This is a genomic window from Halorientalis brevis (assembly GCF_023077655.1).
The window spans coordinates 184,467-208,561 of record NZ_JALLGV010000007.1 but is presented as its reverse complement, the minus strand read 5'-3'; the positions used below and the strand labels follow the sequence as shown (position 1 = coordinate 208,561).

Here is a 24,095-nt window from a genome sequence, read left to right as displayed (position 1 = left end):
ACGAGTATCAGTGCGGGGGTCTCACGGTCCTGGCAGGTGGACCTACATTTAACACGCGGCGCGGCGACCACTCGTGCATGCACGACCGGATTCTCGTCGCCGTCGACGGGAGCGACGGCCAGCCCGTCGCGATGGCACACGCACTGGCGCTGTCAGCCGCCACCGACGCGACGATCGACGTCCTGCACGTCCTGGACCGCGGCCTCTCGTCGCTGTTTTCGACGACCGACGCGGACACACTGCGCGAGCGGGGCGAGGAGTTCCTCGCCGACGCCGAGACGCAGGCGACCGACGCCGACCAGTCCGTCGAGACCCACCTCGTCGAGGGGACGCCCCACGACGCGATCCTCGAGTTCGCGGACGAGCACGGGAGCGACCTCGTCGTGATGGGACGCCACGGGCCGACCGGCGTCCGCGAGCGCCTCCTGGGCAGCGTCACCGACAAGGTGCTCCGGCAGGGGAGCGTCCCGGTCCTGACGACCTGCTACGACGGGCCGACCGACCCCGACGACGTGGCCGTCGAGAAACTGCTCGTCCCGACTGACGGCAGCGACGAGGCCGAAGCCGCTGGCCCGTGGGCCGGAGACCTCGCCGGCCGGTTCGACGCTCCGGTCGACGTCGTGAACGTCATCGACCTGCTCGTCGACGCCGGCCCCTTCGACGCCGGCGGCGTCTCCCAGGAGTTCATCGAGAAACTCGAGGCCAACGGCCAGGAAGCGACGGATCGCGTCGCCGACCGCATCCACGAGACCGACCCGGCAGTCTCGGTGTCGACGACGGTGACCCGCGGACGACCGCACCAGGCACTGAGCGAGTACGTCCCGGCCAACGACGTCGACCTGGTCGTGATGGGGTCGCACGGCCACTCCGGCGTCGGCGAGAGCCTGCTCGGTAGCGTCACGAACCGCGTCCTCCGGCTGGTCGACGTGCCCGTGCTCGTGGTTCCGCCCCGCAAGTAAGCCGTCATCCCGGCGAACCCCTTCCGGTATGCGAACACTCATCCGCCCCACTTCCCTCGTCCCGAACCGTGCCTACCGACACTAACCGAGAGTGGATACTCGCGAGCCGCCCGACGGGCGAACCGACGATGGAGAACTTCGAACTGGTCGAGAACGAGGTTCCGGAGCCAGGTCCCGGCGAGGTGCTGGTCGAGACCCGATATCTGTCCGTCGACCCGTACATGCGCGGCCGGATGCGCGACGCCGAGTCCTACGCCGAACCCTGGGCCGTCGGCGACGTGATGAAAGCCGCCGTGGTCGGCGACGTGGTCGAATCGAACCACGGCGACTTCGCGGCGGGCGACGTCGTCACCGGCGAACTCCGGTGGGCCGACTACGCCACCGCCGACGGCGACGCCCTCCAGCCGGTCGACCCGGACCTCGCCCCCGTCTCGACTGCGCTGGGCGTGCTGGGGATGCCCGGCCGTACCGCGTACTTCGGCCTGCTCGACGTGGCCGAGCCGAAACCCGGCGACACGGTCCTCGTGTCGGGCGCGGCCGGTGCCGTCGGCTCCGTCGTCGGCCAGATCGCCAAACGCAACGGCTGTCGCGTGGTCGGCATCGCCGGCGCCGACGAGAAGACCGACTGGCTGACCGACGACCTCGGCTTCGACGCGGCGATCAACTACAAGACTGCCGACGACCTCCACCAGGCAGTCGCCGAGGCCTGTCCCGAAGGGATCGACGTGTACTACGACAACGTCGGCGGCGAGATCACCGACGCCGCCTTCGCCAACCTCAACGAGTTCGCCCGCGTCGCCGTCTGCGGCCAGATCTCGCTGTACAACGCCACCGAGCAGCCGACGGGTCCCAGAAAACTGACGACGCTCGTCCAGAAGAAGGCCCGCGTCGAAGGGTTCATCGTCAGCGATTATGCTGTGCGCTTCCGTGAGGCGACCGAGCGCCTGGCCCAGTGGGTCGCACAGGGCGACATCCAGTACGAGGAGACCGTCACCGAGGGCCTGGAGAACGCCCCCGACGCCTTCCTCGGACTCTTCGAGGGCGTCAACATCGGCAAGCAACTCGTGAAAGTCGAGGACTGAACGAAGCGATCGGCGGTCGCTTTTTTTACACAAAGCCCTTACCGGGGTGTTTGTTCTGGTTACCTATGCAACAGTTCGGCCGTCGTCGTGCCCTCGCGCTGGCCGGTGCTGGGCTCGGAACCGCCGTCGCCGGCTGTCTCGGTAGCGACAGGTCGTCTCAACCGACAGACGAGCCACCAACGACCGACGACCTGTCCGGTCACGTCCGACCCGAGGACGACCCGGAGACGGTGCCGCCGGCGCTGTCCTGCGACGAGACGGACTTCGAGCGGCATCCGGCGGGATACGACGCCGACGAACTGGCGTGGGGCGACACCACCGAGACCGACGGGACGCCACAGTTCGCCCTTCGGGTCGATCAGTTGGCGTACGACTACGGCGAGACCGCAACGATCACGCTCACCAACGTCAGCGACGAGGAGCAGCACACTGGCACCAGTGACGAGTACAGCATCGAGGTCCAGACGGCGGCTGGATGGCAAGACGTCCGAGGAACGTCGTCTGACAGGTCAGTAGTATATAACGATCTGGGGATCGTCCACCCGCCGGGGGAGGCCTTCGAGTGGACGCTCGAACTGACAAAGACGGGACTGGTCGCAGAACATCCCCTCGAAGATCGGCTCCGAGTCTGTCCGGACCTGCCGGCCGGTCGGTATCGGTTCGTCTTCTGGGCGCTCAACGTCGCCGTCGCGTTCGATCTCGCGCGGTGACCCGAGATACCGGCCCGTCTCACCGCGGCCACTGAGGTTTTTACCGCTCCACACCTCGGACCTGTGATGACTGCCGACCTTTTCACGCCGCTCACGCTCGCCGAAACGGAGATTCCCAACCGCGTGATGGTGTCGCCGATGTGTCAGTACTCCTGTGAAGACCGGGACGGCCTCGCGACGGACTGGCACTTCCAGCACCTCGCGAGCCGCGCCGTCGGCGGCGCCGGCGTCGTGATGACCGAGGCGACCGCCGTCGAACCGCGCGGGCGCATCTCGCCGGAGGACCTGGGCATCTGGAGCGACGAACACGCCGACGCGCTGGCCGAAACCACTGCGTTCGTTCGCGACCAGGGCTCGGTCCCGGCGATCCAGCTGGCCCACGCCGGCCGGAAGGCCTCGACCAGTCGCCCCTGGGAGGGCCACGACCCGCTCCAGCCCGGCGACGGTGGCTGGGAGGTCGTCGGGCCGACCGACGAGCCGTATCCCTACGAGGCCGACGCGCCGCCGACCAGCGCGATGACGACCGAGGACATCGCCGACGTGCGGGAGTCGTTCGCGGACGCAGCCCGCCGGGCTCGCGACGCCGGCTTCGAGATCGCCGAAGTGCACGCGGCCCACGGCTACCTCCTCCACGAGTTCCTCTCGCCGGTCACGAACACGCGCGAGGACGAGTACGGCGGCGACTTCGAGGGGCGGGTTCGGTTCCCGCTGGAAGTCATCGAGGCCGTCCGGGAGGTGTGGCCGTCGGACTTGCCCGTGTTCGTCCGCATCTCGGCGACCGACTGGCTGCCCGATCGCGAGTCGTGGACCGTCGAGCAGTCGATCCGCTTTGCCGACCGTGCCGCGGCTGCGGGGGCGGACCTGATCGACGTCAGTTGCGGGGGCGTCCACCCCGACCAGGAGGTCCCCTCGGCCGGACCGGGGTATCAGATCCGCTACGGGCGACAGCTCCGGGAGGGCGTCGAGTCTGACGTGGCGATCGGTGCCGTCGGCGGCATCACGACGCCAGAACAGGCGGATTCACTCGTCCGGAACGGTCGCGCCGATCTGGCGATCGTCGGCCGGGAACACCTCCGCGATCCGTACTTCACGCTCCACGCCGCCCAGCAGTTAGACCGAGAAGACGCAGTCGAGGTCCCACCGCAGTACCGTCGGGCGTTCTGACTCGCTCCAGGGCGCGAACAGGTATTTACCGTTCCCGGCCCTAGCCAGGGTGATGTCGACACCGACGGCCTCGGTGCCGGGGAACCTGCCCGAGCCGGACGCGCTGACGGACTCCTTCCAGGTCTACGAGGTGGAAGTCGACGACCAGGACGTCCGCTACTACGGGGAGCCGCTGGATGCCAAAGAGACCGTCGTCCAGCGACTGGCGCCCCGGTTCCGCGACCGAGGCTATCGGATCGACCTGCGCTACGAGACCGGCGAGCACGTGCTCGTCGCCACCGAGCGGTCGCTGTCCGTCGATACCGTCCCCTGGACCAACCTCGCGCTCTTCGCCGCCACCGTCGTGACGACGCTGCTCGCTGGCGCCCGCTGGTACGGCCTCCCCATCGGCGAGCAGCCACTCTCCCTGCTGGCGGCGTGGCCCTTTGCCCTCTCGGTGCTATCGGTGCTCGCGATCCACGAACTCGGCCACTACGCGCTGAGCCGCCACCACCAGGTGGAGGCGACCCTGCCGTATTTCATTCCGATCCCGAACCTGCTGGGGACGCTCGGGGCGCTCATCCGCATGAACGACCACATCCCCGACCGGGAGGCGCTGTTCGACATCGGCGTCGCGGGGCCGCTGGCGGGCCTGGTCGCGACCGTCGTCGTCACCGCGATCGGCGTCTCGCTCCCGCCCATCGAGACGAGCGGGTCGCAACTCGTCCAGCAGACCGAACTCGGCTATCCGCTCCTGTTACAGGGGATCGCGACGGCGCTCGGTCAGCCGCTCTCCTACGGCGACCCGTCGCTGATGGTCAACCCCGTCGTCATCGGTGGCTGGGTCGGCGCGTTCGTCACGTTCCTGAACCTGCTGCCGGTGGGCCAGCTCGACGGCGCGCACGTCACCCGGGCGCTGGTCGGCGATCGAACGAGCGTCGTCCAGAAACTCGTGCCCGCCGTACTGTTCTCGCTGGCCGGCGGGCTCCTGGTGTTTGCGGACGGCCAGGCCGCCTTTATCTGGGTGCTCTGGGGCTTTTTCGCGCTGCTGTTGAGTCGCGTCCCCGGCGCGGAACCCCTGGATCAGTCGTCGGTCGGTCCCGGCAGGCAGGCGCTCGGCGCGCTCACGCTGGTACTCGGACTGCTGTGTTTCACGCCGATCCCGATCGTCGTCTCGGCCTAAGTGGAAAGGCTGGAGACGTCCTCGGGGTCGTGCCCGCAGTACACCGTGGCGTCGTGGCGACGCTGGAGTTCCTTGACTAACTGGAGACTCTCCCGCCAGTCGCGCTTGCTCCAGAGCAGGTCGCCGCCCATCGGTTGCTCGTCGTCGTAGTTCTCGCGCACGTACGCCTGGTCGCCCGCGAGGATCACCGTCTCCCCGTCGAGGTGGAGCACCGTCCCCAGCAGACCCGGCGTGTGGCCGGGGAGGTGGACGAACTCCACGTCCGTGAAGTGGGTCTCGCGGTGGCGCGTGACGACCTGCCAGTTCAGCTCGTGGTCGAAGTCCGCGCGGACGTACGCGTCCGAGCCGTGGTCGGTGCAGGCGCTGTAGTAGGCGAACTTGAGTTCCTCCTCGTGGACGAACACGGGCACGTCAGTCCCGGCGAAGTTGTGGAGGCCGCCCGCGTGGTCGAGGTGCAGGTGGCTCTGGACGACGGCGTCGATCTCGTCGAGCGCGTAGCCGGCCTCCGCGAGCGCGTCGGGGAGCGGGTGCTCGTGAGCGTCGAAATGCTCGAAGGCGGCGTACAGCTCCGGCGGCCAGTAGCCGTCGCCGGCGTCGGGATGCGAGCCGGTGTCCCAGAGGATCGTCGCCTCGGGGTGGTCGATGACGAGGTTGTACACCGGCCCCTCGACGAACTGGGCGTCCGGGTTCGGTTCGGCAGCGGTGCCGACGACGTGGTTCTCCAGCAGGAAGTTCGCGTCCGCGCGGATGGTCCCGCGGTCGACGAGGGTGAGCGTCGCGTCTACCATTGGCGTCCCCTCCGGCGCGCGGCGGAGTAACCCTTTCCCCGGATCATGCGTCGAATCGGGTGAGTTGGTCGAGTTCGGCCTCGTCCACGTCGGCGAACGCCTCGCGGGCGATGGTCCGCTTGTGGACCTCGTCGGCGCCGTCGACGATGCGGAACTGGCGGACGTCCTCGTAGAAGTCCGCCACGGGGAGGTCCTTGGCGATGCCGTTGCCACCGAGGAACTGCAGCGCCGTGTCGACGGCCTCCTGGGTGACGTTCGCGGTGAAGACCTTGCTCATCGACACGGCGGTGCGGGCCTCCTCGCCCGCGTCGATCTGGTCCGCGGCCTGTCGGACCAGCGACCGGGCGGCCGCCAGCCGCGTCTCCTGCTCGGCGATGGCGTACCGGGGGACCTGTTTGTCGGCCATCGTCGAGCCGAATCCCTCGCGTTCGTCCATGTACGCCTTCGTGATGTCGAGCGCGCGCTCGGCCATGCCCGAAAAGCGCATGCAGTGGGTCAGTCGCGCGGGGCCGAGTCGCTCCTGGACGTGCTGGAACCCCTTGCCTTCCTCGCCGAGCAGGTGTTCCTCCGGCACGCGGACGTCGTGGTACTTGATCTCGGCGTGGCCGATGCCGTGGACGTCGCTGCCGACGTGGGGGATGTTGCGGACGACCTCGACGCCGTCGGCCTCCTTCGGGACGAGGAACACGGAACTGCCCTCGTAGGGGTGTGCCTCCTGATCGGTGCGGGCGAACACGAGCAGCACGTCGGCCTGGATGCCCTTGCTCGTCCACCACTTGTGGCCGTTGATGACCCACTCGTCGCCGTCTTTCTCCGCGGTGGTCTGGAGCATCTTCGGGTCCGACCCGCCGCCCTGCATCGGCTCGGTCATCGAGAAGCCAGAGGCGATCTCTCCCGCGACGAGGGGTTCGAGGTACTGCTCTTTCTGCAACTCGGTCCCGTGGAGTTCCAGCAGGTGCATGTTCCCCTCGTCGGGGGCGTCCACCCGCATCGCCAGCGGGCCGAGGATCGACCGCCCCGCCTCCTCGAACGTCGGGAGGGTGTCGCGGAAGTCGTAGCCCATCCCGCCGTGTTCCTCGTCGATCTGGGGCGCGTAGACGCCGTACTCGCGGGCCGCCTCCCGCAGTTCTCGGATCGTCCCGTCCGAGACCGTCATCCCGCCCTTCATTTCCCGCTCCACCGGGATGACGACCTCTTCCATCAGGTCGCGCGCGCGACCGGCGAGTTCTTCGGCCGCCGCCGAGTCGTTGAACGAAAGCATGTCCCCTCAGTGTCTCCCCTACTCGGTAATAAAAACTGGTCCATGTTCTAACAATGTTAGAATAAATGCGCGCGAGTGTGGGGAGCGTTAGGGGTGGTGGGCGAAACGCACTTTGTGGTCGGGTTCGAGCCACGACGTACTGTGCAGCGGGAGGAGCCGACGACGCGTCGCGAGTTGCTGACTCGTGCGGCCGCGTACGCCGAGTCGATCGACCTCGACGTGCCCGTCGCCGAACTCGACTGGACCATCTCCGAACGTGCCAAGCGCCGCGCCGGCGGCTGTCGGTACAACGCTGAGACGGGTGCGATCACGATCGTGCTCACCTGGGCGGCCTACCAGGAGTTCGGCTGGCGGGAGTTCACCGGCACCATTCGCCACGAACTCGTCCACGCCTGGGAGTTTCACCACTTCGGCGAGTCGGGCCACGGCGAGCGCTTTCGCGAGAAAGCCGACGAAATCGACGCCCCGCGTCACTGCCGGACGTTCACCGACGGCCGCCTCGAACTCGTCTGTACGGCCGACGACTGCGGGTGGCGACCCGACCGCCACCGCGCTTCCAAGCCCGTCAAATTCCCCGACGAGGGCTATCGGTGTGGCGACTGCGGGAGCGCGTACGTCGTCCGCCACGTCGCTTCCGGCCGTACCTGGCGGACCAACGAGGGGTACCAGCGCGCACGCGACGCGCTCGGCGACGACTGGTGATCGGCGACGACTGGTGACCCGACGCCCTCTCACGCGACCACACGATCCGTCTCCGGAGACGATTGGGGGTCGTTTCGTGAGCGCTCATACTGACGTCAGACGACCCATCATCTGGGGGTTCTCGACCTGAAGACAACGGGTTGCGTGCAGCGCAGATCGGACAGTCTCCGTATCTCTCTGGAGAGGTCGTGGGGTCGGTTTCGTGCGTCGGTGCTGGGTCGGAAATTCCCGTCCCGTCAGTGGGTCTTCGACCTGAAACGAACGGGTGCGGCGTCGCAGGTGCCGGGGGCGTGACGCCGTCGACCTCGTCTGCCGGGGTGACAGTGTGGCTATAGTCCACACGGAAGGATCGTTTCGGCAGCCGTCGCGCGCGGTGGTGTCACTGTCGTGTCGGGCGGTCTCGACCCGAAAGTGACGGGTCGGCGCTGACGCTGCCCGCGGAACGCCGGGGAGCGTCCCGGCACTGGTCAGAACGGCCCGAGGCCGAGCACCAGCACGATACCCATGAACAGTGCGGTAATGATGATGAGCGCGATGAGATACTCGAACAGTCCCATCGGATCGGTGAGGCTGGGGAACACCATACCGTCGGTACGGCTTCCAGGGCAATCGACCTCCGGATCTCGCCGGTCGTTGACATCCGTCCGGTGGCCTGCACATGCCGGCAGTCGGCCTATCTGAGGGTCTGGCCAACCGGCCGGCATGGCAAGTGTGCGGATCGGCTCCGTTTTCGGGATTCCGATCAAACTCGGGACCTCGTTCCTGCTCGTGGTGCCGCTCATCGCGTATCTCATCGGCACCCAGATCGGGATGACCGCCGCGTTGCTCGGCGAGTTACTCGGCGGAGAGATCGACGCCGCCGCGCTCACCGACGGCGTCCTCCCGTGGGTGCTGGGCCTGGCTGCCGCGCTCGGCCTGTTCCTGGGCGTGTTCCTGCACGAACTCGGCCACTCGCTGGTCGCCCGCCGCTACGGCGTCCACATCGAGGCGATCACGCTCTGGTTTCTCGGCGGTCTCGCACAGTTCGAGGAGTTCCCCGACAGCTGGACCCAGGAGCTCAAGATCGCCATCGCCGGCCCAATCGTGAGCGTCGTCATCGGCGCGCTCTGTTACGGTGGGTTCGCTGCTCTCCCCGCGGACCTCCCTGCCGTCAGGTTCGTCCTCGGGTATCTCGCGGTTTTGAACGTCGTGCTCGCCGGGTTCAACCTGCTGCCCGGCTTCCCGATGGACGGCGGGCGGGTTCTCAGAGCGCTGCTCTCGCGCAACCGCTCACGGTTGGAAGCGACCCAGATCGCCGCCGGCGTCGGGAAGGCGTTCGCCGTCCTGCTCACCTTCGCCGGCATCCTCCTGTTCAACGTCTTCTGGATCGCCATCGCCTTCTTCATCTACCTCGGTGCGACCGGCGAGACGCGCCAGATACTGCTGGAGGACACCTTCGAGGGACTCACCGTCGGCGACATCATGACGCCGGCGGCCGACCTCGACACGGTGACGCCGACGACGCCGCTCTCGGAACTGCTGGAACGGATGATCCAGGAGCGCCACACCGGGTATCCAGTGCTCGACGGCGAGTCGCGAAGCGACTCGGAGAGAGTGAGCGGGGAGGTGAACGACCCGCGAGTCGGCGACCTCCGTGGCCTCGTGACGCTCGAAGACGTCCAGTCGGTCGATCCCGATCGTCGCGATACGGCCACTGTCGGCGACGTGATGTCGACGGACCTGCAGACGGTGTCGGCGACGACCGGCGCCGAAGACGCGGTTACGATCATGCAGCGCCAGGGGATCGGTCGCGTGCTCGTGACCGACGAGCGCGGCGATCTGGAGGGATTGGTCTCGCGGACCGACCTGATGACGGTGTTCGAGATTCGCAAGACCGGCCAGTCCCAGCAGGCCGTCGAACGGATCGTCGCGAAGTGAGACGGGTTCTGCACCAGATTCCCGGCTGTAGTCCTCGATACTTTCGTCAGATTCTCGGTTTGTAGGGAGTGGTCTGCTGAATAGAGATCTGAGATTGCGCAGACAACATGCATCAAAGCGGTACCTGCGATGATTCACAGATCATGGCGATTGTTTCCCGATATGACACCTGTGGCTTTTCTGTGTGGAAAATTATTGGGCTTTGACATTAGAACGGGCATTTCAATGACAGTCCGCACATCGAATCCGTGTACTCTCTTCGGACAGGCCCTCGGGTATCTCCTGTCGTTGTTTGGTATACTCTTCTTCGTCTTTTTCATGTTCATTCCCCACAGCTACCAAGTCGGCTATGCAGAATCCAGAAGTCTGGTTGGATACGAATTCCTGTTCGGCGTTGTTGACGCATATAGTATCTTTACGAGTTCACTCACGGCTCTGCTGGGCGCACTCATCGTTGTCAAAGCGATTCAAGAGAGTCGTTATTCCTGGTTGCTGGTCATAGCACTCTTGACTGGTGGATACGGTATGGCCCTCGGTAGTGAGGCGGGAAATGAATATGACGTACTGATAACGATCTCTCTCTGGGTCACGCTTGTGATAACCCTCCTCTTTACCGGGGAAGTCGTTGAGAACGAGCTTCCCCAGAAGATGAGCGAGTGATTGGTCCAGCATATCTCCCCACACAGATTATTGATCGGCCCTTCAGGTTCGTGCTATCTCTTAGTACGCAAACACAGTGAGCAGGTGATTCAGCGGAGAGTGGCTGAAAAAAAAAAACGAAGTCACTGTGCTGCATGGAACCTCTCTATGTAGCACCGTGTACCTGACAGATTCCCGGCAGATGAAGCGATTCGCTACTTAGTCCCGAATACGTAACGAGCACGAACCGACTCGGCCGGAGATAGCACTGCGACCAGCCTGACAGCCCCCGTTCGCCTTCCTCACGGGGACCTCACGCGTCGGGCGCGGCATGAACGCCGCACCCTGTGCGCGCCAGCCGCATGGCCGGGAGCGCCGTTCATGGCGCGACTCGCTGGAAGAGAAGCACTTCCGAGCCATCCGCTCACTCCGTTTGCGGAGACGGGGAAGGGCAGGCGTGCTGTTCCTGGCGGATGACGGGCGCAGGGACGCTCGCGTTCTTGGAGCCGTCTGAGTGGCTCCTATCCGGGTGGAGCAAGAATCGGCCGTGTCGTGAGCAGACGAGCATCCGCGCGCCTGCAGGCGCGCGGTTCTCCGGACGCGAACGACCGGCGGGAGTGAGCCGTCCGGCAGTTTTAGTCCAGGTTTTACGAGGAGTGGTGCCCGCAGGCCGAAGGCCGAGGACACCCGACGAAGTAAAAAGTGGGAAACCTGATGTGGGCCGCGGTACCAGAGAGGGTAACGGCGAATCTCGATGTCGCGAAGATACGATCACTCGCGGGTGCAGGAGTACTGGCAGCACGTCTGGGACCGGGAGGACGTCTACGACTGTCCCGACGACGCCGAGGACCCCACGTACGTCCTCGGAATGTTCCCCTACACGTCGGGCGCGCTCCACATGGGCCACGTCCGAAACTACGCCATCACCGACGCGTACGCGCGCTACCGGCGGATGTGCGGCGACGACGTCCTGCACCCGATGGGGTGGGACGCGTTCGGCCTGCCCGCCGAGAACGCCGCCTTCGAGCGGGACACGGACCCCGAGTCCTGGACGCGCACCTGCATCGACCGGATGCGCGACGAACTGGAGACGATGGGCTTTGGCTACGACTGGTCCCGCGAGATCACCACCTGCGACCCAGAGTACTACCGGTGGAACCAGTGGCTCTTTACTCGGCTCCACGACGCCGGCCTGGTCGACTACGAGGCTGCGACCGTCAACTGGTGTCCTGACTGCGAGACCGTCCTGGCTGACGCACAAGTCATAGAGGACGACACTGAGGACGGGACCGAGGAGGTCTGCTGGCGCTGCGAGACGCCCGTCGGCCGGCGTGAACTCGACCAGTGGTTCTTCACCATCACCGACTACGCCGCGGAACTCCACGCCGGCCTCGACGACCTTGACGGGTGGCCTGAGGGCGTCCGGGACATCCAGCGCAACTGGATCGGCCGCCAGGAAGGTGCCCGGGTCACCTTCGAAGTAGGGGAGGACGAGGCGGTGGACGCGTTCACCACCCGTCTGGACACCGTCTTCGGGGCGACCTACGTCGCGCTCTCGCCCGGCCACGATCTCGCGGCCTCCCTCGCCGAGGACGACGAGGCGATCGCCGAGTACGTCGCAGACGTCCGCGAGAGCGACCCCGGCGAGGCCGGCATGTCCGGCGTCGACACCGGGCTGACGGCCACGCATCCGCTGACCGGCGACGAGATTCCGGTGTACGTCGCCGCGTACGTGCTCGACGACGTGGGAACGGGCGCGGTCATGGGCGTGCCCGCGCACAACGAGCGCGACAACCGCTTCGCCAGCGAGCAGGACCTCCCCGTCAGGGAGGTCGTCGAACCCATCGGCGAGACTGACGAGAGTTCGACTGCACCGTTCACCGGCGACGGGATGCTCACCAACAGCGGCGAGTACGACGGCCTCGCGAGTTCGGCCGCCCGCGAGCAGCTCCTGGCTGCCGACGACGCCATCGAGTCGGACGTGACCTACCGGCTCCGGGACTGGCTCATCTCCCGCCAGCGCTACTGGGGAACGCCCATCCCGATGGTCCACTGCGAGGACTGCGGCCGCGTCCCCGTGCCTGACGAGGACCTGCCCGTCGAACTCCCGGAGTTCGTCCAGACGACGGGCAACCCGCTCGACGCCGCCACGGAGTGGAAAGAGACCGAGTGTCCCGACTGCGGCAACCCTGCCGAGCGCGAGACCGACACGATGGACACGTTCGTCGACTCCTCGTGGTACTTCCTGCGGTACCTCTCGCCGAACTTCGACGACGCGCCGTTCGACAGCGACACCGCCGACGAGTGGCTCCCCGTCGACGTGTACGTCGGCGGTGAGGAACACGCCGTGCTCCACCTGCTGTACATCCGCTTTTTCACGCGCGCGCTAGCGGACCTGGGCCTGCTCGACGTGCGCGAACCGGTCGACCGGCTCATCAACCAGGGGACGGTGCTCCACAGCGGCCAGAAGATGTCGAAATCGAAGGGCAACGCCATCGCGCCCCACGAGTACGGGGCCGAAACCACGCGACTGTTCGTCCTCTCGGCGGCCCATCCCCAGCAGGACTTCGAGTGGACGGTGAAAGACGTGAAAAACTCCTACGAGTTCCAGCAGGACCTCTACCGGATGGTGCTGGCGTTCTCGGAGGGTGACCACGACACTCGCACCGAAAGCGCACCCCACGACGCCTACCTCGAACGGGAGATCGACCGCACCGTCGCGGCGGTCACCGCGGAGTACGACCGGTTCCGCTTCCACCAGGTCGTCAACGAACTCCAGCGGTTCGCCCGCCTCCTCCGACGGTACCGCAACTACGAACCGCCGTACAAGTACGCCTACAGCCGCGGCCTGCGGGCGCTGTCGGCCATGGTCGCACCGATCGCGCCGTACCTGGGCGAGGAGCTGTGGAATCACCTGGGCGAGGGCGGATTGGCGGCGGAAGCCGACTGGCCGACGCCGCTGCACGACGTGGACGACTATCGGGTCGAGCGCCAGCTCATCCGGCGGACGCTCGACGACGTGCGCGACATCACGGAGGTCGTCGACATCGAGGACCCCGAGGCAATCGAGATCGTCGTCGCTCAGGACTGGAAGTACCGCGCCTACGAGATCGCCAGCGAGGCCGACGCCGAGACGGCCGTCGTGGGCGAGATCATGGACGACGAGGTGGTCGGCGACCACGGCGAGGCCGCCGCCGACTTCGCGGCCGCCCTCCAGGAGCGCCAGGCGGAACTCGAACCGACGATGGACGCCGACCGCGAACTCGAAGTCCTGGAGCAGGCTGCCTGGCTCTTCGAGGACGAGTTCGGCGCGACCGTGACCGTGCGGACGGCCACCGACGACGACGAGCTGGCCGGGAAAGCGAAACCCAACAAGCCGGCGATCCACATCAGCTGAGGTCCCCGTCGGGTGCAGTCCACGACTCGAAGACGTACTGTCGGAGTCCGTATCGATCGGCGAGCGAGCGGGGGAGTGTGTCGCCCCGGTAGTCGATGACGCCGCCGTCCAGCACGGTCACCGTGTCTGCGACGGTCAGCCCGAACCCCACGTCGTGGGTCGCGATGATCGGCGTGATGCCGGCGTCGGTGAGTGACTCGACGAACTGGCCGATGGCCCGGCAGCCGGTCCCGTCCAGCCCGGCGGTCGGCTCGTCGAGGAGCACGTACTCCGGTTCCATCGCGAGCACGCCCGCCAGCGAGACGCGTTTCTTCTCTCCGCCGCTCAGGGTGTTGCACAGGCGTTCGGTCTGGCTGTCGAGGTCGAACTCCGAGAGGACGCGATCGATCCGTTCCGGCTCGTCGACGCCCGCGTTCCGGGGACCGAACGCGACGTCCTGTTCGACGGTCGGCGCGACGAGCTGATCGTCCGGGTTCTGGAAAACGAGTCCGACGCGCCTGCGAAGGTCGGTGAGCGAGTCGTCGTCGTACGCGACGGGATCGCCCCCGACGAAGACGGTCCCCGAATCGGGTTCGAGCAGGCCGTTGAAGTGGCGCAACAGCGTCGACTTGCCGGCGCCGTTCCGACCGAAAATGACGGTCACTTCGCCTGCCTTCGCCGTGAAGTTCACACCGTCGAGGACGCGTTCGTCGCCGTGTCGAAAGCGCAGCTCCTCGGTTTCGATCACAGGGACCACCCAGCGATGGCGATACAGCCGAGCACGACGGCGACGTAGCTGTGGCCCCGACTCGCGGTCGTCGCCGACGGGAGTTTCCCGTCGTAGCCCCGCGCCAGCATCGCGTCGTTGAGCGCTTCAGCCCGCGACAGGGACTTCAGGAACAGCGAAAACGCGAGCGACTTCGACGTGCGAAGCGTCGTCCGGCGCGTTCGAAAGCCGAGGCGGCCCGTCGCCGCGAGTTCGAGTCGGGCGAGTTCCGTGAGCAGGATCTGGATGGCACGGTACGTGAGCAGGGAGACGTCGATCACGAACCGGGGACACCGCAGTGACTGTAACGCGGCGACGAGTTGCGGAACCGTCGTCGTCACGATCAGATAGCTCAGTATCGTGATCGACCCGATCGACCGCAAGCCGGTGGTAAGCGACCGATCGAGTCCGGCCCAGGAAACCGAGAAGGGACCGAAGGCGAGGGCGGTCGACCCGCTCGTGAACAGGACGACGAGCAGCAGGCTCGGCAGGAGAAAGTACACCGGGAGACGGACGACTGTGAGATAGTCACGGCCTGCAGCGTCGACGCCGAGTGCGACGAAACAGACGAGTGCGCTGACGTACGCGAGCCGACTGGGAGCGAACAGCACCAGCACTAACGCGGTAAACGCGAAGTACGCGTTCAACCGCCCCTCGACTCGGGGGCTCGAAGTCGCCTGAATCTGTTCGAGGCTCGCGTGGTGCATGGTTCACTTCGACGTTGCGGGCGCGCTGTCTCGGGTCGGCCGCCGTCCGAGATAGTAGCCGATGAGGAGGCCGCCGACGGCCGCTTGCAGGCTAAACAACAGGCTCTCGATCTCGGCACTCGGCGGCGTCCAGCGGCTCTCGAACCACGGCTCGTACTCCGGGTCGATGGATTCGACTTTCTCCCCTGCAACGCCGTCGGCGCCGCCCCACGTCCCGGCGGTCACGAACGAAAAGAGGACGAGACCGCCCAGCAGCAGGCCGCCCGCGACGAGCCACCGATTCATGCCGTCACTCCCAATCGGTTTCGGAGCGATTCGTTCGACATCGCGATGTAGCTCATCAAGCCGGCTGCGAGTGCCCCTTCGACGATGCCCACTGGGAGCTGGGTCACCGAGAAGACGCCGGCGAAGGTGACGGCGGAGTCCACGACGCCACTCACCCCGGGTTCCGCCGGGAACGCGAGGGCGAGTTGCAGCGACGTGACCAGATACGTCGTCCAGTCGGCGACGACGGCCGCGCCAAACGTGGCTTTCTGGAGGTCCGTGTACGGCCTGAGCGACCGGAACACCAGCCACCCGACGAGTGGGCCGACGATCCCCATCGACGTGACGTTCGCCCCGAGCGTCGTGAGTCCTCCGTGGCCGAGAAGCAGCGCCTGGTAGAGCAAGACGAGCGTCGAGAGAAACGCAGTGACGGCCGGACCGAAGAGGACGACCGAGATGCCGGTGCCCGTCGGATGCGACGTGCTCCCGGTGACGGAGGGCATTTTCAGCGCCGAAAGGACGAAGATGAACGCCGCTGCGACGGCGACGTGTGCTTTGGTCATCGACTGGTCCCGTGCGATGCGCGCCGTCTTCACCGTCCCGTAGCAGACGACTGGTGCAGCGATCCCGTACCACACCAGCGCCCAGAATCCGGGCAGGAACCCTTCCATGATGTGCATGTACTGTCTGTACGCCTGGTTCCATCCCGCTCCGTAAAACAATTGCGCTTGTGCTAGTGCAAATTCAGTTTCTATACGCCGTCTACCCACCGTGATGGATTTCGACCGCGATTCTGCGGCTGTGTGCGGTGGCCCTCTCCCCTGCCGTCTGTTGGTGTCCGTCGCGCCGAGACGCCGCCGGCGCTCATGAACGCTCTCGTGACACATCGGGAGTAGGGGAACTGCGCTAATAGGCATGGGAGTCGGGGGCTCAACGCTGGGCGCAAATCCGTCGTCAGCACGACACATCTGCCGTCACCAGTGCGTATTTCCGAGCGCTGTCTGAATGACTAAGCGAGATGGCAGTTTCCGTTCGCGGTACGGTTCGGGGTATGGGAACTCGGGCGAATCCGGCGTTCGCCGTCGGGGCGGTTGCGGTCCCGTTGGGGGCGCTCGCGTACGCGCTGACGGCCGGCACGATGCAACAGCACATGTACGTCCACGTGATGGCTGGGGTGCTGTGGACGGGGATCGATCTGTTCATGGCACTGGTGTTGGGGCCGGTCCTCGGCGGGCTGGCCGTCACGGAGCGGTCGCAGGTGTTCCAGCGGTTCACCCCGAAGATGACGTTCCTGATGCCGACGCTGGCGCTCGTGACCATCGCCGGCGGCATCACGCTCGCGCTCGACATGGGGTACTTCCCGCACGCCGAGCCGTGGCTGGCGATCCTGACGGCGGCGACGCTGCTGCCCGCCCTCCTACTCATCGGGTTCCAGTTCGACGCCTTTGCGGACTCGCGGTGGTTGGCCGCGTTCGGCCTTTCCTTCGTAGGTAGTGGCGCGTATCTGGGCCTGACGCTGCCGGCGTTCGCGATGACGCGGCCGGTGATCGTCGTCACGCTGGGCATCGTCGCCGTCCTGTCGGTCCTCGGGTTCGGGGTGTTGCTGCCGGGCGAAGTGCGAATGTACATGGAGATGCGGTCGGCCGATCCGGACCCCGAGGTCATCAGCACGATCGGGATGCGCAACGCCAAACTGAGCGGGATTCAGGGCCTGTTCCAGTTGGCAATCATCGCCGTGATGGTGTTCCTCCGCTGGGGCGGGTTCTGAACCCCTCTGTCACGGCTCTCTGGCTGCTATTACGTGTCACTACTACTATATGTCCTCGCTGGACGTACCAGTGGTATGGCATTCGAGAACCTGACGCTCTTCGAGGTGCACGTCGACGGAACGGAGTTCGGCTCGCTCTTCAGCCGGGCAGACGAAACGGGGGGCCAAGCGGACTCGACCGAGGTCGACGTCGAGACGGCGGCTGCCGACGATGAACGCCCGGGAGCGGGACGCAAACGCAGGTTCGTGACTGTGCTCGGGATCGCGGTCGTCGGCAGCGTCGTCGCACGGCGCTTCGGCCGTCGCCGCGCGCGACACCGTCGCGGTAGACGTGACGGGAACTGAGTCCGGCGACGCCACCCCACGCGGCGAACCGGTCGAACAGTAGGCGAACGACCCCCCGTTTCCATTCGAACGGACGCCCCGTCGTTCTGAGTGGTTGACAGTCTGTTTCGGTGGACTGTATCGCCCTATCCTTTTTATTGCGCCTTCCCGATGTGTACGTAGACCCTGCCTTGGGGTGACACTGAATCGATGTCGGACATCCGCTTTCGTCGCGCGACGCCCGCCGACGCCGGGGAGATTCTCGCCACCAAGCGAGCGGCGATCGAGGAACTCGAACACTGGCAGTACAGCCCCGAACAGATCCGGGCGTGGGCACCCAAGGACAGCTATCTCGACACGTTCGAGCAGGCCATCGACACGGACCGGTTCGTCGTCCACGTCGCCGAGGACGACGGCACGATCGTCGGCTACGGCGCGCTGAACGTCCCAGACGAACGCATCGACGCCGTGTACGTCCACCCCGATCACCACGGGAGAGGGATCGCGACGGTCCTCGTCAAGCAGCTCGAACTCTCCGCGGAGTTCCAGGGTATCGTGGAACTCGACGTGATGGCCGCCAAGAACGCGGTCGCGTTCTATCGCTCCGTCGGCTACTGGCGGCTGGACGACGAGGTGACGACCATCGAAGACGTCGACCTGGAACTGGTCCGGATGCGCAAGGACCTCGATCCCACCGACCTCGACGTCGACGCCGACGCGACCGACGCGGCCGAATCCGGGGAGTGGTTCGACCTCGAAGAGTACTTCGACGACGACTCCGACCCCGACGAGTGGTTCGGGTCCACGGCCGAAATCGAGGAGTGAGCCTGCGGTCGCCGGGGGCAGCTATTTCGGCATCAGTGACATCCCTTCTCACATGGGTGACCATCGGTTGGGGTTACAGACGTTCACCGACGAGTGTCGCGACCGGGACCTCCCGGTCGCGGGGGCGATTCCGGACTGGCTCGACGGCCACCTCCTGCGGAACGGACCGGGCCAGTTCGAGGTCGGTGGGGAGTCCGTCGCTCACTGGTTCGACGCGCTCGCGCTCCTCCGCGGGTTCGAGATCCGCGACGGGACGGTTTCGTACAGTGCCCGCTACCTCCGGAGCGAAGCGTACACGCACGCCCAGGCGACGAACGAACTGGGTTTCATGGAGTTCGGGACCAATCCCGACTACAGCCTGCCGCGTCGCCTCGTCCAGGTGGCCCGGGGGCGGCTCACCGACAACGCCAGCGTGGACGTGACTCGGATCGACGGCACGATTGCGGCCGTCACCGAGACCGCTCGCTCCGTGCTGGTCGACGCCGAGACGCTCTCGACGGTCCGCACGCACACGTTCGACGACGACCTCTCTCTGCTGGGCTCGCTCGCGCACGCTCACTACGACTTCGACCGCGAGGAAGAGATCGGACTCGGCTTCGAGTACGGACCGACGAGCCACTATCGACTGTTCCGTCGCGGGAAACGCTCGGCCGAACGCGAGGAGATCGGCGCGGTCGCCGTCGACCGCCCCTCGTATCTCCACAGTTTCGCGCTGACCGACCGCTACGTCGTCGTCACGGAACCGCCGTTCGACGTGCACCCGCTCCGAATGGCTCGCGGCCGACCGTTCGTCGAGAACTTCAGGTGGCATCCCGACGAACCGACTCGCTTCCACGTCGTGGACCGGCGCACTGGCGAGCGCGTCGCACGGCTCCGGACGGACCCGTTCTTCGTATTTCACCACGTAAATGCCTACGAGGGCAGCGGCGCTGCGGTCGTCGTCGACCTGGTGGCGTTCGAGGACGCGAGCGTAATCGATGCGCTCTATCTCGACCGGTTACGCCGCCCCGAAATCGACCCGCCGGGCGGTGAGCTTCGCCGATACAGACTCGACCTCGACAGCGAGACCGTCCACTCTGACCGACTCCATCCGGGGCCAGTGGAGTTCCCGATGATCGACTACCGCGGGCGCAACGCGCGCCAGCACCGCTACGTCTACGGCGTCGGCCGCGCCGATGGACCGGGATTCCTGAACGCCATCGAGAAGATCGACGTCGAAACCGGCGCGTCGTCGACCTGGCACGAACCCGAGACCTACCCAGGCGAGGCCGTGTTCGTCCCGCGGCCCGACGGCACCGGAGAGGACGACGGCGTGCTCCTGTCGGTCGTCCTCGACGTGGCAACAGAACGATCCGCCCTGCTGGTGCTGGACGCGTCGACGCTCGAAGAACTCGCTCGCGCGCCGCTGCCCCACGCGCTGCCCTTCGGGTTCCACGGGCAGTTCTTCCGGGGCGATGGGGTGCCGTCGCCGTCGATGCTCTGACTACGGACTCGGGTTGACGGCCGGTTCGAAGACGTCGGCGTGGAGTCGGTCGACGACGGTCTCCGAGAGCGTCTTGAGGTTGACCGTGTCCTCGCGGTTGTAGGAGACCAGCGTCTCCAGGGACCCGTCCTCGCCGCGTTCGTGTTCGCGCCAGAGGCGGACGGCGTCGCGGCCGGAGATGTCCGGCCGGTCGCGCTCGATGCCGACGTCCTGTTCGATCTGCTTGAGGCCGCCCGACAGCCCGAGCTGCTTGCAGGGGTACATGAGGTCGAGATGCGGGTGGTCGAGCGAGACGTCGAAGGAGTGTTCGAGGAACGGGACGTCGAAGCGCGCGCCGTTGAACGTCACGAGCAAGTCGGCGTCGGCGAAGGCCGCGCGGAGGTTCTCGGCGGTCAGGTCGTCGCCGCGAATCAGGGTGGTGGTGTCGCCGGCCTGGTGGAGGCTGACCGTCGTGACCTCGTCGCGGCGTTCGTCCAGGCCCGTGGTCTCGATGTCGAAGAAACAGGCGTTTTCGCGGAAGTTCTCGTAGAGTCGCCAGCGCTCGCTGGAGGGGAACTCCTGGTCGAAGTAGCGGGCGTCGTTGGCGGCCAGGCGGTCTCGCGCGGTGTCGATGAACGAGCGGATGCGGTCGGCCGTCGTCTCCCCGACGACCGACCCCTCGAACTCGTCCCAGTGGGTCACGCCCGCCTGCCAGAGCTTCCGTTCGGTCTTCTCACCCACGCCCCGTACCGGGATGAAACTGTTCTCGATGCGCACACTCGGTTGGGTGCGTCCCCCGGTCTAAAGACTGTCGCTGCCGATCTGGCGTGTCGCTCTCGCAACCCGACACCTCGTTCACGTCGGTATCGACGGGTTCGGTATCGGCGAAAAACCGAGAGTGAGAGTGGCACACGGATCCTGGGGGTGGGGAAGGAATCCGGCGCCCGTCACGGATCGCCTGTGCAGGCGTATACCGGCGAACCGAAGGTGGTTGCGGACCCTTCGACGCCGTCCGTGACAGTATAAACTCTCAGTAACTCACCAAAGGTTGTTCCGATGTCTGCGCTGCGGGCCAGACACTCTCTCCCAAGGGTTGTCCTGTGGCTCTCGGATCAGCGTCTGCCTGCGGACTCCCGGAGGTGAGCATTCGAGATGTTGACAAACTCGCAACAATTACTCCGACGTTCAGAAATGGACGTGCGCCTTAGCGTTTGAGGGGCGATTTCTCGGAGTGTTAGAATTAACGCTGGACTTAACAGATGACCCGACTTATGGGCGCGTATGGACTTCGACGACGGGTCGATGGAGGAGAACCACAGGGAGATCACGGGCTACAGTGCGGTGATCCGGAACGGGGCGTTCGAGGCGGACACGCTCCACCGGATCGTCGATCCGGAGGCGGGCGTCGTCTGCTATCACGTCAGTGGCCGCGACTCGCTCTGCTGTCTCCCGATCTCGCAAACGAACCTCTCTGCGGACGAGTTCCCGGCGGAGTAAGCGCTCGACGGGGGCGGTTGGGTCGTCCAGTCGCTTCGGTGGCCACGCCAGCGAGCGCACACGGGACAACTGGTTTGGTGCTGTCACTCCCATCGTCAGCTATGACCACGTTTCTCGTCGCGACGGCGTCGGTCCACACCACGGCGGCGGTCTGTGACTACCTGAACGAGCGCGTGACGCCCGACGACACAGTCCTCGTCGTCAGCGTCACCGAAGCCGGCATGGACCAGCGAGATGCTGGCGACGCGACCAACGTCGCCCGCACCCGACTGGTCGACCCGGCTGTCGAGACCATCACCGAGGAGGGCCGCCCCAGCGACACAGTTCAGGAACTCGTCGCCGAGCGCGGCGTCGACGAAGTGCTGATCGGCCCACGGCGGGGTGATCCCGACGCCGAACCGGGGCTCGGCGGCACCGCGGCCGATCTCATCGTCAGCCTCGACGTGCCGGTGGTCGTGGTGCCGTTGCCCGACCTGGAGTGAGGAGAGCCCCAGTCTTAACACGGTGGCCGGTGGAGTGAGGGGTATGTCGGGGTCAGAGCTGGCGGCGCAGGTCGCAGCGGTCCTCGAAGTGGACCCGGAGACGTTCCAGTCTTCAGCCGAGGAGGAAGCCGAACAACTCAAAGCCGAGGTGCTCGACGGCACCTTCGACAACGCCCAGTCGATCATCGGGCTCGAACAGGAACTGTACGCCGTCGACGACCGGACGGACGCCCTGCAGCGCGTGCCGCGGCGGCTGCTCGACCGTATCGGCTTCGAGAAGGAGCTCGGCCTCCACAACGCCGAGATTCAGACGACGCCAGTTCCCTTGTCCGCGTACGGCCTGAAAGCACAGGAAGCGGAACTCCGGGCGCACCTCCACGCCGCCCAGCAAGCCGTCAAGCGCGAGGGCATCCAACTGGTCAGCGACGGGCTCTGGACGGTCCCGCCCAACGGCGAGACGGCGACGGACTACCTCTGTGGCAACATCGAGGCCGACGGTATCCGCATCGCGACGAACATGAGCGATTCTGTGCGGTATCACGCGATGGCCAACACGGACTACCCCTCTGGCCTGCGCGTCGACGCCCCGCACGTCACGCTCGACGCCGAGACGGTGATGCCCGAGAGCCTCATCACCTCTATCCAGCCCCACTACCAGGTCGCCCACGCGCCGGACCTGCCCGAGCACTTCACCTACGCGCTGCGCGTGGCCGGGCCGCTCGCGGCGCTGGGTGCCAACTCGCCGTTTTTCCCGCCGGAGATGTACGACGACGTGCCGCCGGGGCGCATCCTCGCCGACGCCTGGATGGAACACCGCATCACCGTCTTCGAGGACGTGCTGAACCCACAGACCGGCGACGGCGATCCGAAGGTGTGTTTCCCGCCGGATTTCGAGACCGTCGAGGACGCCATCGACGACATCGCGGCCGACCGGACCATCGTCCCGATGGACCTCCCGCAGGGCCAGCGGTTCGACGACCGCTTCCGGCACTTCCGGCACAAACACGGCAGCTACTGGCGGTGGGTCCGCCCGGTGTTCGACGGGCCGAGCCACTCGGCGGCCAACGCCCGCATCGAGTTCCGCCCGCTGTCGGCCCAGCCGACGATCCGCGACGCCGTCGCGTTCCAGGCCGTCTTCGCCGGCCTCATGGAGAGCCTGCCGCGCCGCGAGCATCCGCTCAAGAAACTCGACTGGCAGACGGCCAAAGCCAACTTCTACGCCGCCGTCTGCGACGGGCTGAACGCCGAGTTCACCTGGGTGAACGCCGACGCCCAGCGCACCCAGTCCATCGACGAGATCTACGGCGAACTGTTCGAGTACGCCCGCGACGGGCTGGAACTCGCTGGCCTGTCGACCGAGCAGGCACACGAGTACATCCGCCCGCTCCGCGAGCGCGTCGACCGCCGGACGACCCCCGCCCGCTGGAAACACGACCACGTCTCCGAGGCCGTCGATGACGGCGTTCCCTTCACGGAGGCAGTCTGGGGCATGCAGGCCGAGTACGCCGACCGGCAGTCCGAGACGCTCGTCGAGGGGTCGTTCGCCGATTGGCTCGAATGACCTCGTACGGCTGCCCGGTGGTCTCTCTCAGCAGTCTGCCGGTTCGACCCACTCGGTCGGTTCTTCCCCGTCGGGAACACCCATGAACGCCGCGAGGGCGACAGCCTCCTCCTCGTCGCTGGGGTTGGCCGCTTCCTCGTTGTGGGTGCCGGGATCGACGAACGCCTCGCCAGCGGCGTAGCTCGTTGGCTCGCATCTCTCGTCGCTCGTGATCTCGAGTTCGCCCTCGCGGACGTTCACGAGGACGGGCCCCGGATGGGTGTGCCACCCCGAGGTCCCGCCGGGTTCCACGGTTATCTCCGCGAAGAGGACCGTCGACGCGTCTTCGAGCATCGCGGCCTCTTCCTCTCCGTACGCACTGTCCTCGACGGTGAACTCGACTGCCACGGTGTCGGGGAACGTCGCGTGCGGTGCCAGGACCGTCGCCTCGAACCCCGCCGGTTCGTCCACCTGCCCGCCGTCCTCGGTCTGGCCCTCACTGTCTTCGTCGTCCTCGTGTACCTCCCCGGTCGCGGCCCCGACCGTCGCGAGTGCACCGGCCGCGACGGCCCCGGCTTTCAGCGTCGTTCGGCGAGTGAGGGCTGTGAGCGTCTCCGCCCAACCCCTGTCGGGTCTCTTTTCTGGTTCCATGATGTGTGCTATTACTTAGCACGGCTTAGCCGTAGTTACGGTGGCCTCT

At 66.3% G+C, this 24,095-nt stretch carries 24 protein-coding genes; 16 read left to right on the top strand and 8 right to left on the bottom strand.

Annotated elements, in window-relative coordinates; translation table 11 throughout:
- Positions 1-77: 77 nt before the first annotated feature.
- From MU553_RS16550 to MU553_RS16530, 5 genes are all read left to right on the top strand, one after another.
- Positions 78-959, top strand: a complete 882-nt coding sequence (locus MU553_RS16550; protein ID WP_247379483.1) for a universal stress protein — start codon at positions 78-80, stop codon at positions 957-959.
- A gap of 68 nt (positions 960-1,027) precedes the next feature.
- On the top strand, positions 1,028-2,041 hold the full coding sequence (locus MU553_RS16545; RefSeq protein WP_345893391.1) for an NADP-dependent oxidoreductase: 1,014 nt from the start codon (positions 1,028-1,030) through the stop codon (positions 2,039-2,041).
- Positions 2,042-2,106: 65 nt separating this feature from the next.
- Positions 2,107-2,751 (top strand): hypothetical protein, encoded by a 645-nt coding sequence (locus tag MU553_RS16540; RefSeq protein WP_247379481.1) that lies wholly within the window; start codon positions 2,107-2,109, stop codon positions 2,749-2,751.
- Between the two features lie 66 nt (positions 2,752-2,817).
- Positions 2,818-3,915, top strand: coding sequence for an NADH:flavin oxidoreductase/NADH oxidase (locus tag MU553_RS16535; RefSeq protein WP_247379479.1), 1,098 nt, complete (start codon positions 2,818-2,820; stop codon positions 3,913-3,915).
- A 52-nt stretch (positions 3,916-3,967) separates the two neighbouring features.
- Positions 3,968-5,077 carry a site-2 protease family protein gene (locus MU553_RS16530; RefSeq protein WP_247379477.1) on the top strand — a complete coding sequence of 370 codons (1,110 nt, stop codon included), beginning with the start codon at positions 3,968-3,970 and terminating at the stop codon, positions 5,075-5,077.
- On the opposite strand, the gene MU553_RS16525 is transcribed toward MU553_RS16530, so the two are convergent.
- Together MU553_RS16525 and MU553_RS16520 are read right to left on the bottom strand one after the other, a co-directional pair.
- Positions 5,074-5,865: an N-acyl homoserine lactonase family protein gene (locus MU553_RS16525; RefSeq protein WP_247379475.1), complete on the bottom strand. Its 792-nt coding sequence runs from the start codon at positions 5,863-5,865 to the stop codon at positions 5,074-5,076. The two genes, MU553_RS16530 and MU553_RS16525, sit on opposite strands and share 4 nt — an antisense overlap.
- Before the next feature lie 43 nt (positions 5,866-5,908).
- Positions 5,909-7,126, bottom strand: coding sequence for an acyl-CoA dehydrogenase family protein (locus MU553_RS16520; protein ID WP_247379472.1), 1,218 nt, complete (start codon positions 7,124-7,126; stop codon positions 5,909-5,911).
- A 141-nt stretch (positions 7,127-7,267) separates the two neighbouring features.
- On the opposite strand from MU553_RS16520, the gene MU553_RS16515 reads away from it, so the two are divergent.
- The 4 genes from MU553_RS16515 to leuS all read left to right on the top strand — a co-directional run bounded on the left by MU553_RS16515 (position 7,268) and on the right by leuS (position 13,781).
- Positions 7,268-7,828: a SprT-like domain-containing protein gene (locus tag MU553_RS16515; protein WP_247379470.1), complete on the top strand. Its 561-nt coding sequence runs from the start codon at positions 7,268-7,270 to the stop codon at positions 7,826-7,828.
- A 702-nt stretch (positions 7,829-8,530) separates the two neighbouring features.
- Positions 8,531-9,745, top strand: a complete 1,215-nt coding sequence (locus MU553_RS16510; protein WP_247379468.1) for a site-2 protease family protein — start codon at positions 8,531-8,533, stop codon at positions 9,743-9,745.
- A 225-nt stretch (positions 9,746-9,970) separates the two neighbouring features.
- Positions 9,971-10,405 carry a hypothetical protein gene (locus tag MU553_RS16505; RefSeq protein WP_247379466.1) on the top strand — a complete coding sequence of 145 codons (435 nt, stop codon included), beginning with the start codon at positions 9,971-9,973 and terminating at the stop codon, positions 10,403-10,405.
- Between the two features lie 733 nt (positions 10,406-11,138).
- Positions 11,139-13,781: a leucine--tRNA ligase gene (leuS, locus tag MU553_RS16500; protein ID WP_247379464.1), complete on the top strand. Its 2,643-nt coding sequence runs from the start codon at positions 11,139-11,141 to the stop codon at positions 13,779-13,781.
- Here leuS and MU553_RS16495 read toward each other — a convergent pair.
- The 4 genes from MU553_RS16495 to MU553_RS16480 are packed head-to-tail and all read right to left on the bottom strand — an operon-like array spanning position 13,774 to position 16,177.
- The gene (locus tag MU553_RS16495) at positions 13,774-14,508 is read right to left on the bottom strand and encodes an energy-coupling factor ABC transporter ATP-binding protein (protein WP_247379462.1); all 735 of its coding nucleotides are present in this window, start codon (positions 14,506-14,508) and stop codon (positions 13,774-13,776) included. The two genes, leuS and MU553_RS16495, sit on opposite strands and share 8 nt — an antisense overlap.
- On the bottom strand, positions 14,505-15,233 hold the full coding sequence (gene cbiQ, locus MU553_RS16490; RefSeq protein ID WP_247379459.1) for a cobalt ECF transporter T component CbiQ: 729 nt from the start codon (positions 15,231-15,233) through the stop codon (positions 14,505-14,507). The genes MU553_RS16495 and cbiQ overlap by 4 nt, the downstream gene beginning before the upstream one ends.
- A gap of 3 nt (positions 15,234-15,236) precedes the next feature.
- Complete coding sequence (locus MU553_RS16485; RefSeq protein ID WP_247379457.1) at positions 15,237-15,518, bottom strand: energy-coupling factor ABC transporter substrate-binding protein; 282 nt, start codon at positions 15,516-15,518, stop codon at positions 15,237-15,239.
- Entirely contained in the window at positions 15,515-16,177 is a 663-nt protein-coding gene (locus MU553_RS16480) for an energy-coupling factor ABC transporter permease (RefSeq protein ID WP_247379454.1), read from the bottom strand. The genes MU553_RS16485 and MU553_RS16480 overlap by 4 nt, the downstream gene beginning before the upstream one ends.
- Before the next feature lie 371 nt (positions 16,178-16,548).
- Here MU553_RS16480 and MU553_RS16475 point away from each other — a divergent pair, with 371 nt between their 5' ends.
- From MU553_RS16475 to MU553_RS16460, 4 genes are all read left to right on the top strand, one after another.
- Positions 16,549-17,265, top strand: coding sequence for a hypothetical protein (locus MU553_RS16475; protein ID WP_247379452.1), 717 nt, complete (start codon positions 16,549-16,551; stop codon positions 17,263-17,265).
- A 75-nt stretch (positions 17,266-17,340) separates the two neighbouring features.
- A complete protein-coding gene (locus MU553_RS16470) occupies positions 17,341-17,610 on the top strand; it encodes a hypothetical protein (RefSeq protein ID WP_247379450.1) in 270 nt (89 codons plus the stop codon).
- 189 nt (positions 17,611-17,799) lie between these two features.
- Positions 17,800-18,414 carry a GNAT family N-acetyltransferase gene (locus tag MU553_RS16465; protein WP_247379448.1) on the top strand — a complete coding sequence of 205 codons (615 nt, stop codon included), beginning with the start codon at positions 17,800-17,802 and terminating at the stop codon, positions 18,412-18,414.
- 52 nt (positions 18,415-18,466) lie between these two features.
- Complete coding sequence (locus MU553_RS16460; protein ID WP_247379446.1) at positions 18,467-19,897, top strand: carotenoid oxygenase family protein; 1,431 nt, start codon at positions 18,467-18,469, stop codon at positions 19,895-19,897.
- Here MU553_RS16460 and MU553_RS16455 read toward each other — a convergent pair whose 3' ends face one another.
- Complete coding sequence (locus tag MU553_RS16455; protein ID WP_247379444.1) at positions 19,898-20,653, bottom strand: ribonuclease H-like domain-containing protein; 756 nt, start codon at positions 20,651-20,653, stop codon at positions 19,898-19,900.
- Between the two features lie 504 nt (positions 20,654-21,157).
- Here MU553_RS16455 and MU553_RS16450 point away from each other — a divergent pair.
- From MU553_RS16450 to MU553_RS16440, 3 genes are all read left to right on the top strand, one after another.
- Complete coding sequence (locus MU553_RS16450) at positions 21,158-21,373, top strand: hypothetical protein (protein ID WP_247379442.1); 216 nt, start codon at positions 21,158-21,160, stop codon at positions 21,371-21,373.
- Positions 21,374-21,474: 101 nt separating this feature from the next.
- The gene (locus tag MU553_RS16445) at positions 21,475-21,855 is read left to right on the top strand and encodes a universal stress protein (protein ID WP_247379440.1); all 381 of its coding nucleotides are present in this window, start codon (positions 21,475-21,477) and stop codon (positions 21,853-21,855) included.
- Between the two features lie 43 nt (positions 21,856-21,898).
- Complete coding sequence (locus MU553_RS16440) at positions 21,899-23,416, top strand: glutamate-cysteine ligase family protein (protein ID WP_247379438.1); 1,518 nt, start codon at positions 21,899-21,901, stop codon at positions 23,414-23,416.
- A gap of 27 nt (positions 23,417-23,443) precedes the next feature.
- Here the strand turns inward: MU553_RS16440 and MU553_RS16435 are convergent, their stop codons facing one another.
- Positions 23,444-24,046, bottom strand: a complete 603-nt coding sequence (locus MU553_RS16435; RefSeq protein WP_247379436.1) for a cupin domain-containing protein — start codon at positions 24,044-24,046, stop codon at positions 23,444-23,446.
- Positions 24,047-24,095: the final 49 nt, after the last annotated feature.

Coding starts and splice junctions, on each gene's coding strand:
- MU553_RS16550 (WP_247379483.1), top strand. CDS start 78: ATGCACGACCGGATTCTCGTCGCCGTCGACGGGAGCGACGGCCAGCCC.
- MU553_RS16540 (WP_247379481.1), top strand. CDS start 2,107: ATGCAACAGTTCGGCCGTCGTCGTGCCCTCGCGCTGGCCGGTGCTGGG.
- MU553_RS16535 (WP_247379479.1), top strand. CDS start 2,818: ATGACTGCCGACCTTTTCACGCCGCTCACGCTCGCCGAAACGGAGATT.
- MU553_RS16530 (WP_247379477.1), top strand. CDS start 3,968: ATGTCGACACCGACGGCCTCGGTGCCGGGGAACCTGCCCGAGCCGGAC.
- MU553_RS16525 (WP_247379475.1), bottom strand. CDS start 5,865: ATGGTAGACGCGACGCTCACCCTCGTCGACCGCGGGACCATCCGCGCG.
- MU553_RS16520 (WP_247379472.1), bottom strand. CDS start 7,126: ATGCTTTCGTTCAACGACTCGGCGGCGGCCGAAGAACTCGCCGGTCGC.
- MU553_RS16510 (WP_247379468.1), top strand. CDS start 8,531: ATGGCAAGTGTGCGGATCGGCTCCGTTTTCGGGATTCCGATCAAACTC.
- MU553_RS16505 (WP_247379466.1), top strand. CDS start 9,971: ATGACAGTCCGCACATCGAATCCGTGTACTCTCTTCGGACAGGCCCTC.
- leuS (WP_247379464.1), top strand. CDS start 11,139: ATGTCGCGAAGATACGATCACTCGCGGGTGCAGGAGTACTGGCAGCAC.
- cbiQ (WP_247379459.1), bottom strand. CDS start 15,233: ATGCACCACGCGAGCCTCGAACAGATTCAGGCGACTTCGAGCCCCCGA.
- MU553_RS16485 (WP_247379457.1), bottom strand. CDS start 15,518: ATGAATCGGTGGCTCGTCGCGGGCGGCCTGCTGCTGGGCGGTCTCGTC.
- MU553_RS16480 (WP_247379454.1), bottom strand. CDS start 16,177: ATGCACATCATGGAAGGGTTCCTGCCCGGATTCTGGGCGCTGGTGTGG.
- MU553_RS16475 (WP_247379452.1), top strand. CDS start 16,549: ATGGGAACTCGGGCGAATCCGGCGTTCGCCGTCGGGGCGGTTGCGGTC.
- MU553_RS16470 (WP_247379450.1), top strand. CDS start 17,341: ATGGCATTCGAGAACCTGACGCTCTTCGAGGTGCACGTCGACGGAACG.
- MU553_RS16465 (WP_247379448.1), top strand. CDS start 17,800: ATGTCGGACATCCGCTTTCGTCGCGCGACGCCCGCCGACGCCGGGGAG.
- MU553_RS16460 (WP_247379446.1), top strand. CDS start 18,467: ATGGGTGACCATCGGTTGGGGTTACAGACGTTCACCGACGAGTGTCGC.
- MU553_RS16450 (WP_247379442.1), top strand. CDS start 21,158: ATGGACTTCGACGACGGGTCGATGGAGGAGAACCACAGGGAGATCACG.
- MU553_RS16445 (WP_247379440.1), top strand. CDS start 21,475: ATGACCACGTTTCTCGTCGCGACGGCGTCGGTCCACACCACGGCGGCG.
- MU553_RS16440 (WP_247379438.1), top strand. CDS start 21,899: ATGTCGGGGTCAGAGCTGGCGGCGCAGGTCGCAGCGGTCCTCGAAGTG.
- MU553_RS16435 (WP_247379436.1), bottom strand. CDS start 24,046: ATGGAACCAGAAAAGAGACCCGACAGGGGTTGGGCGGAGACGCTCACA.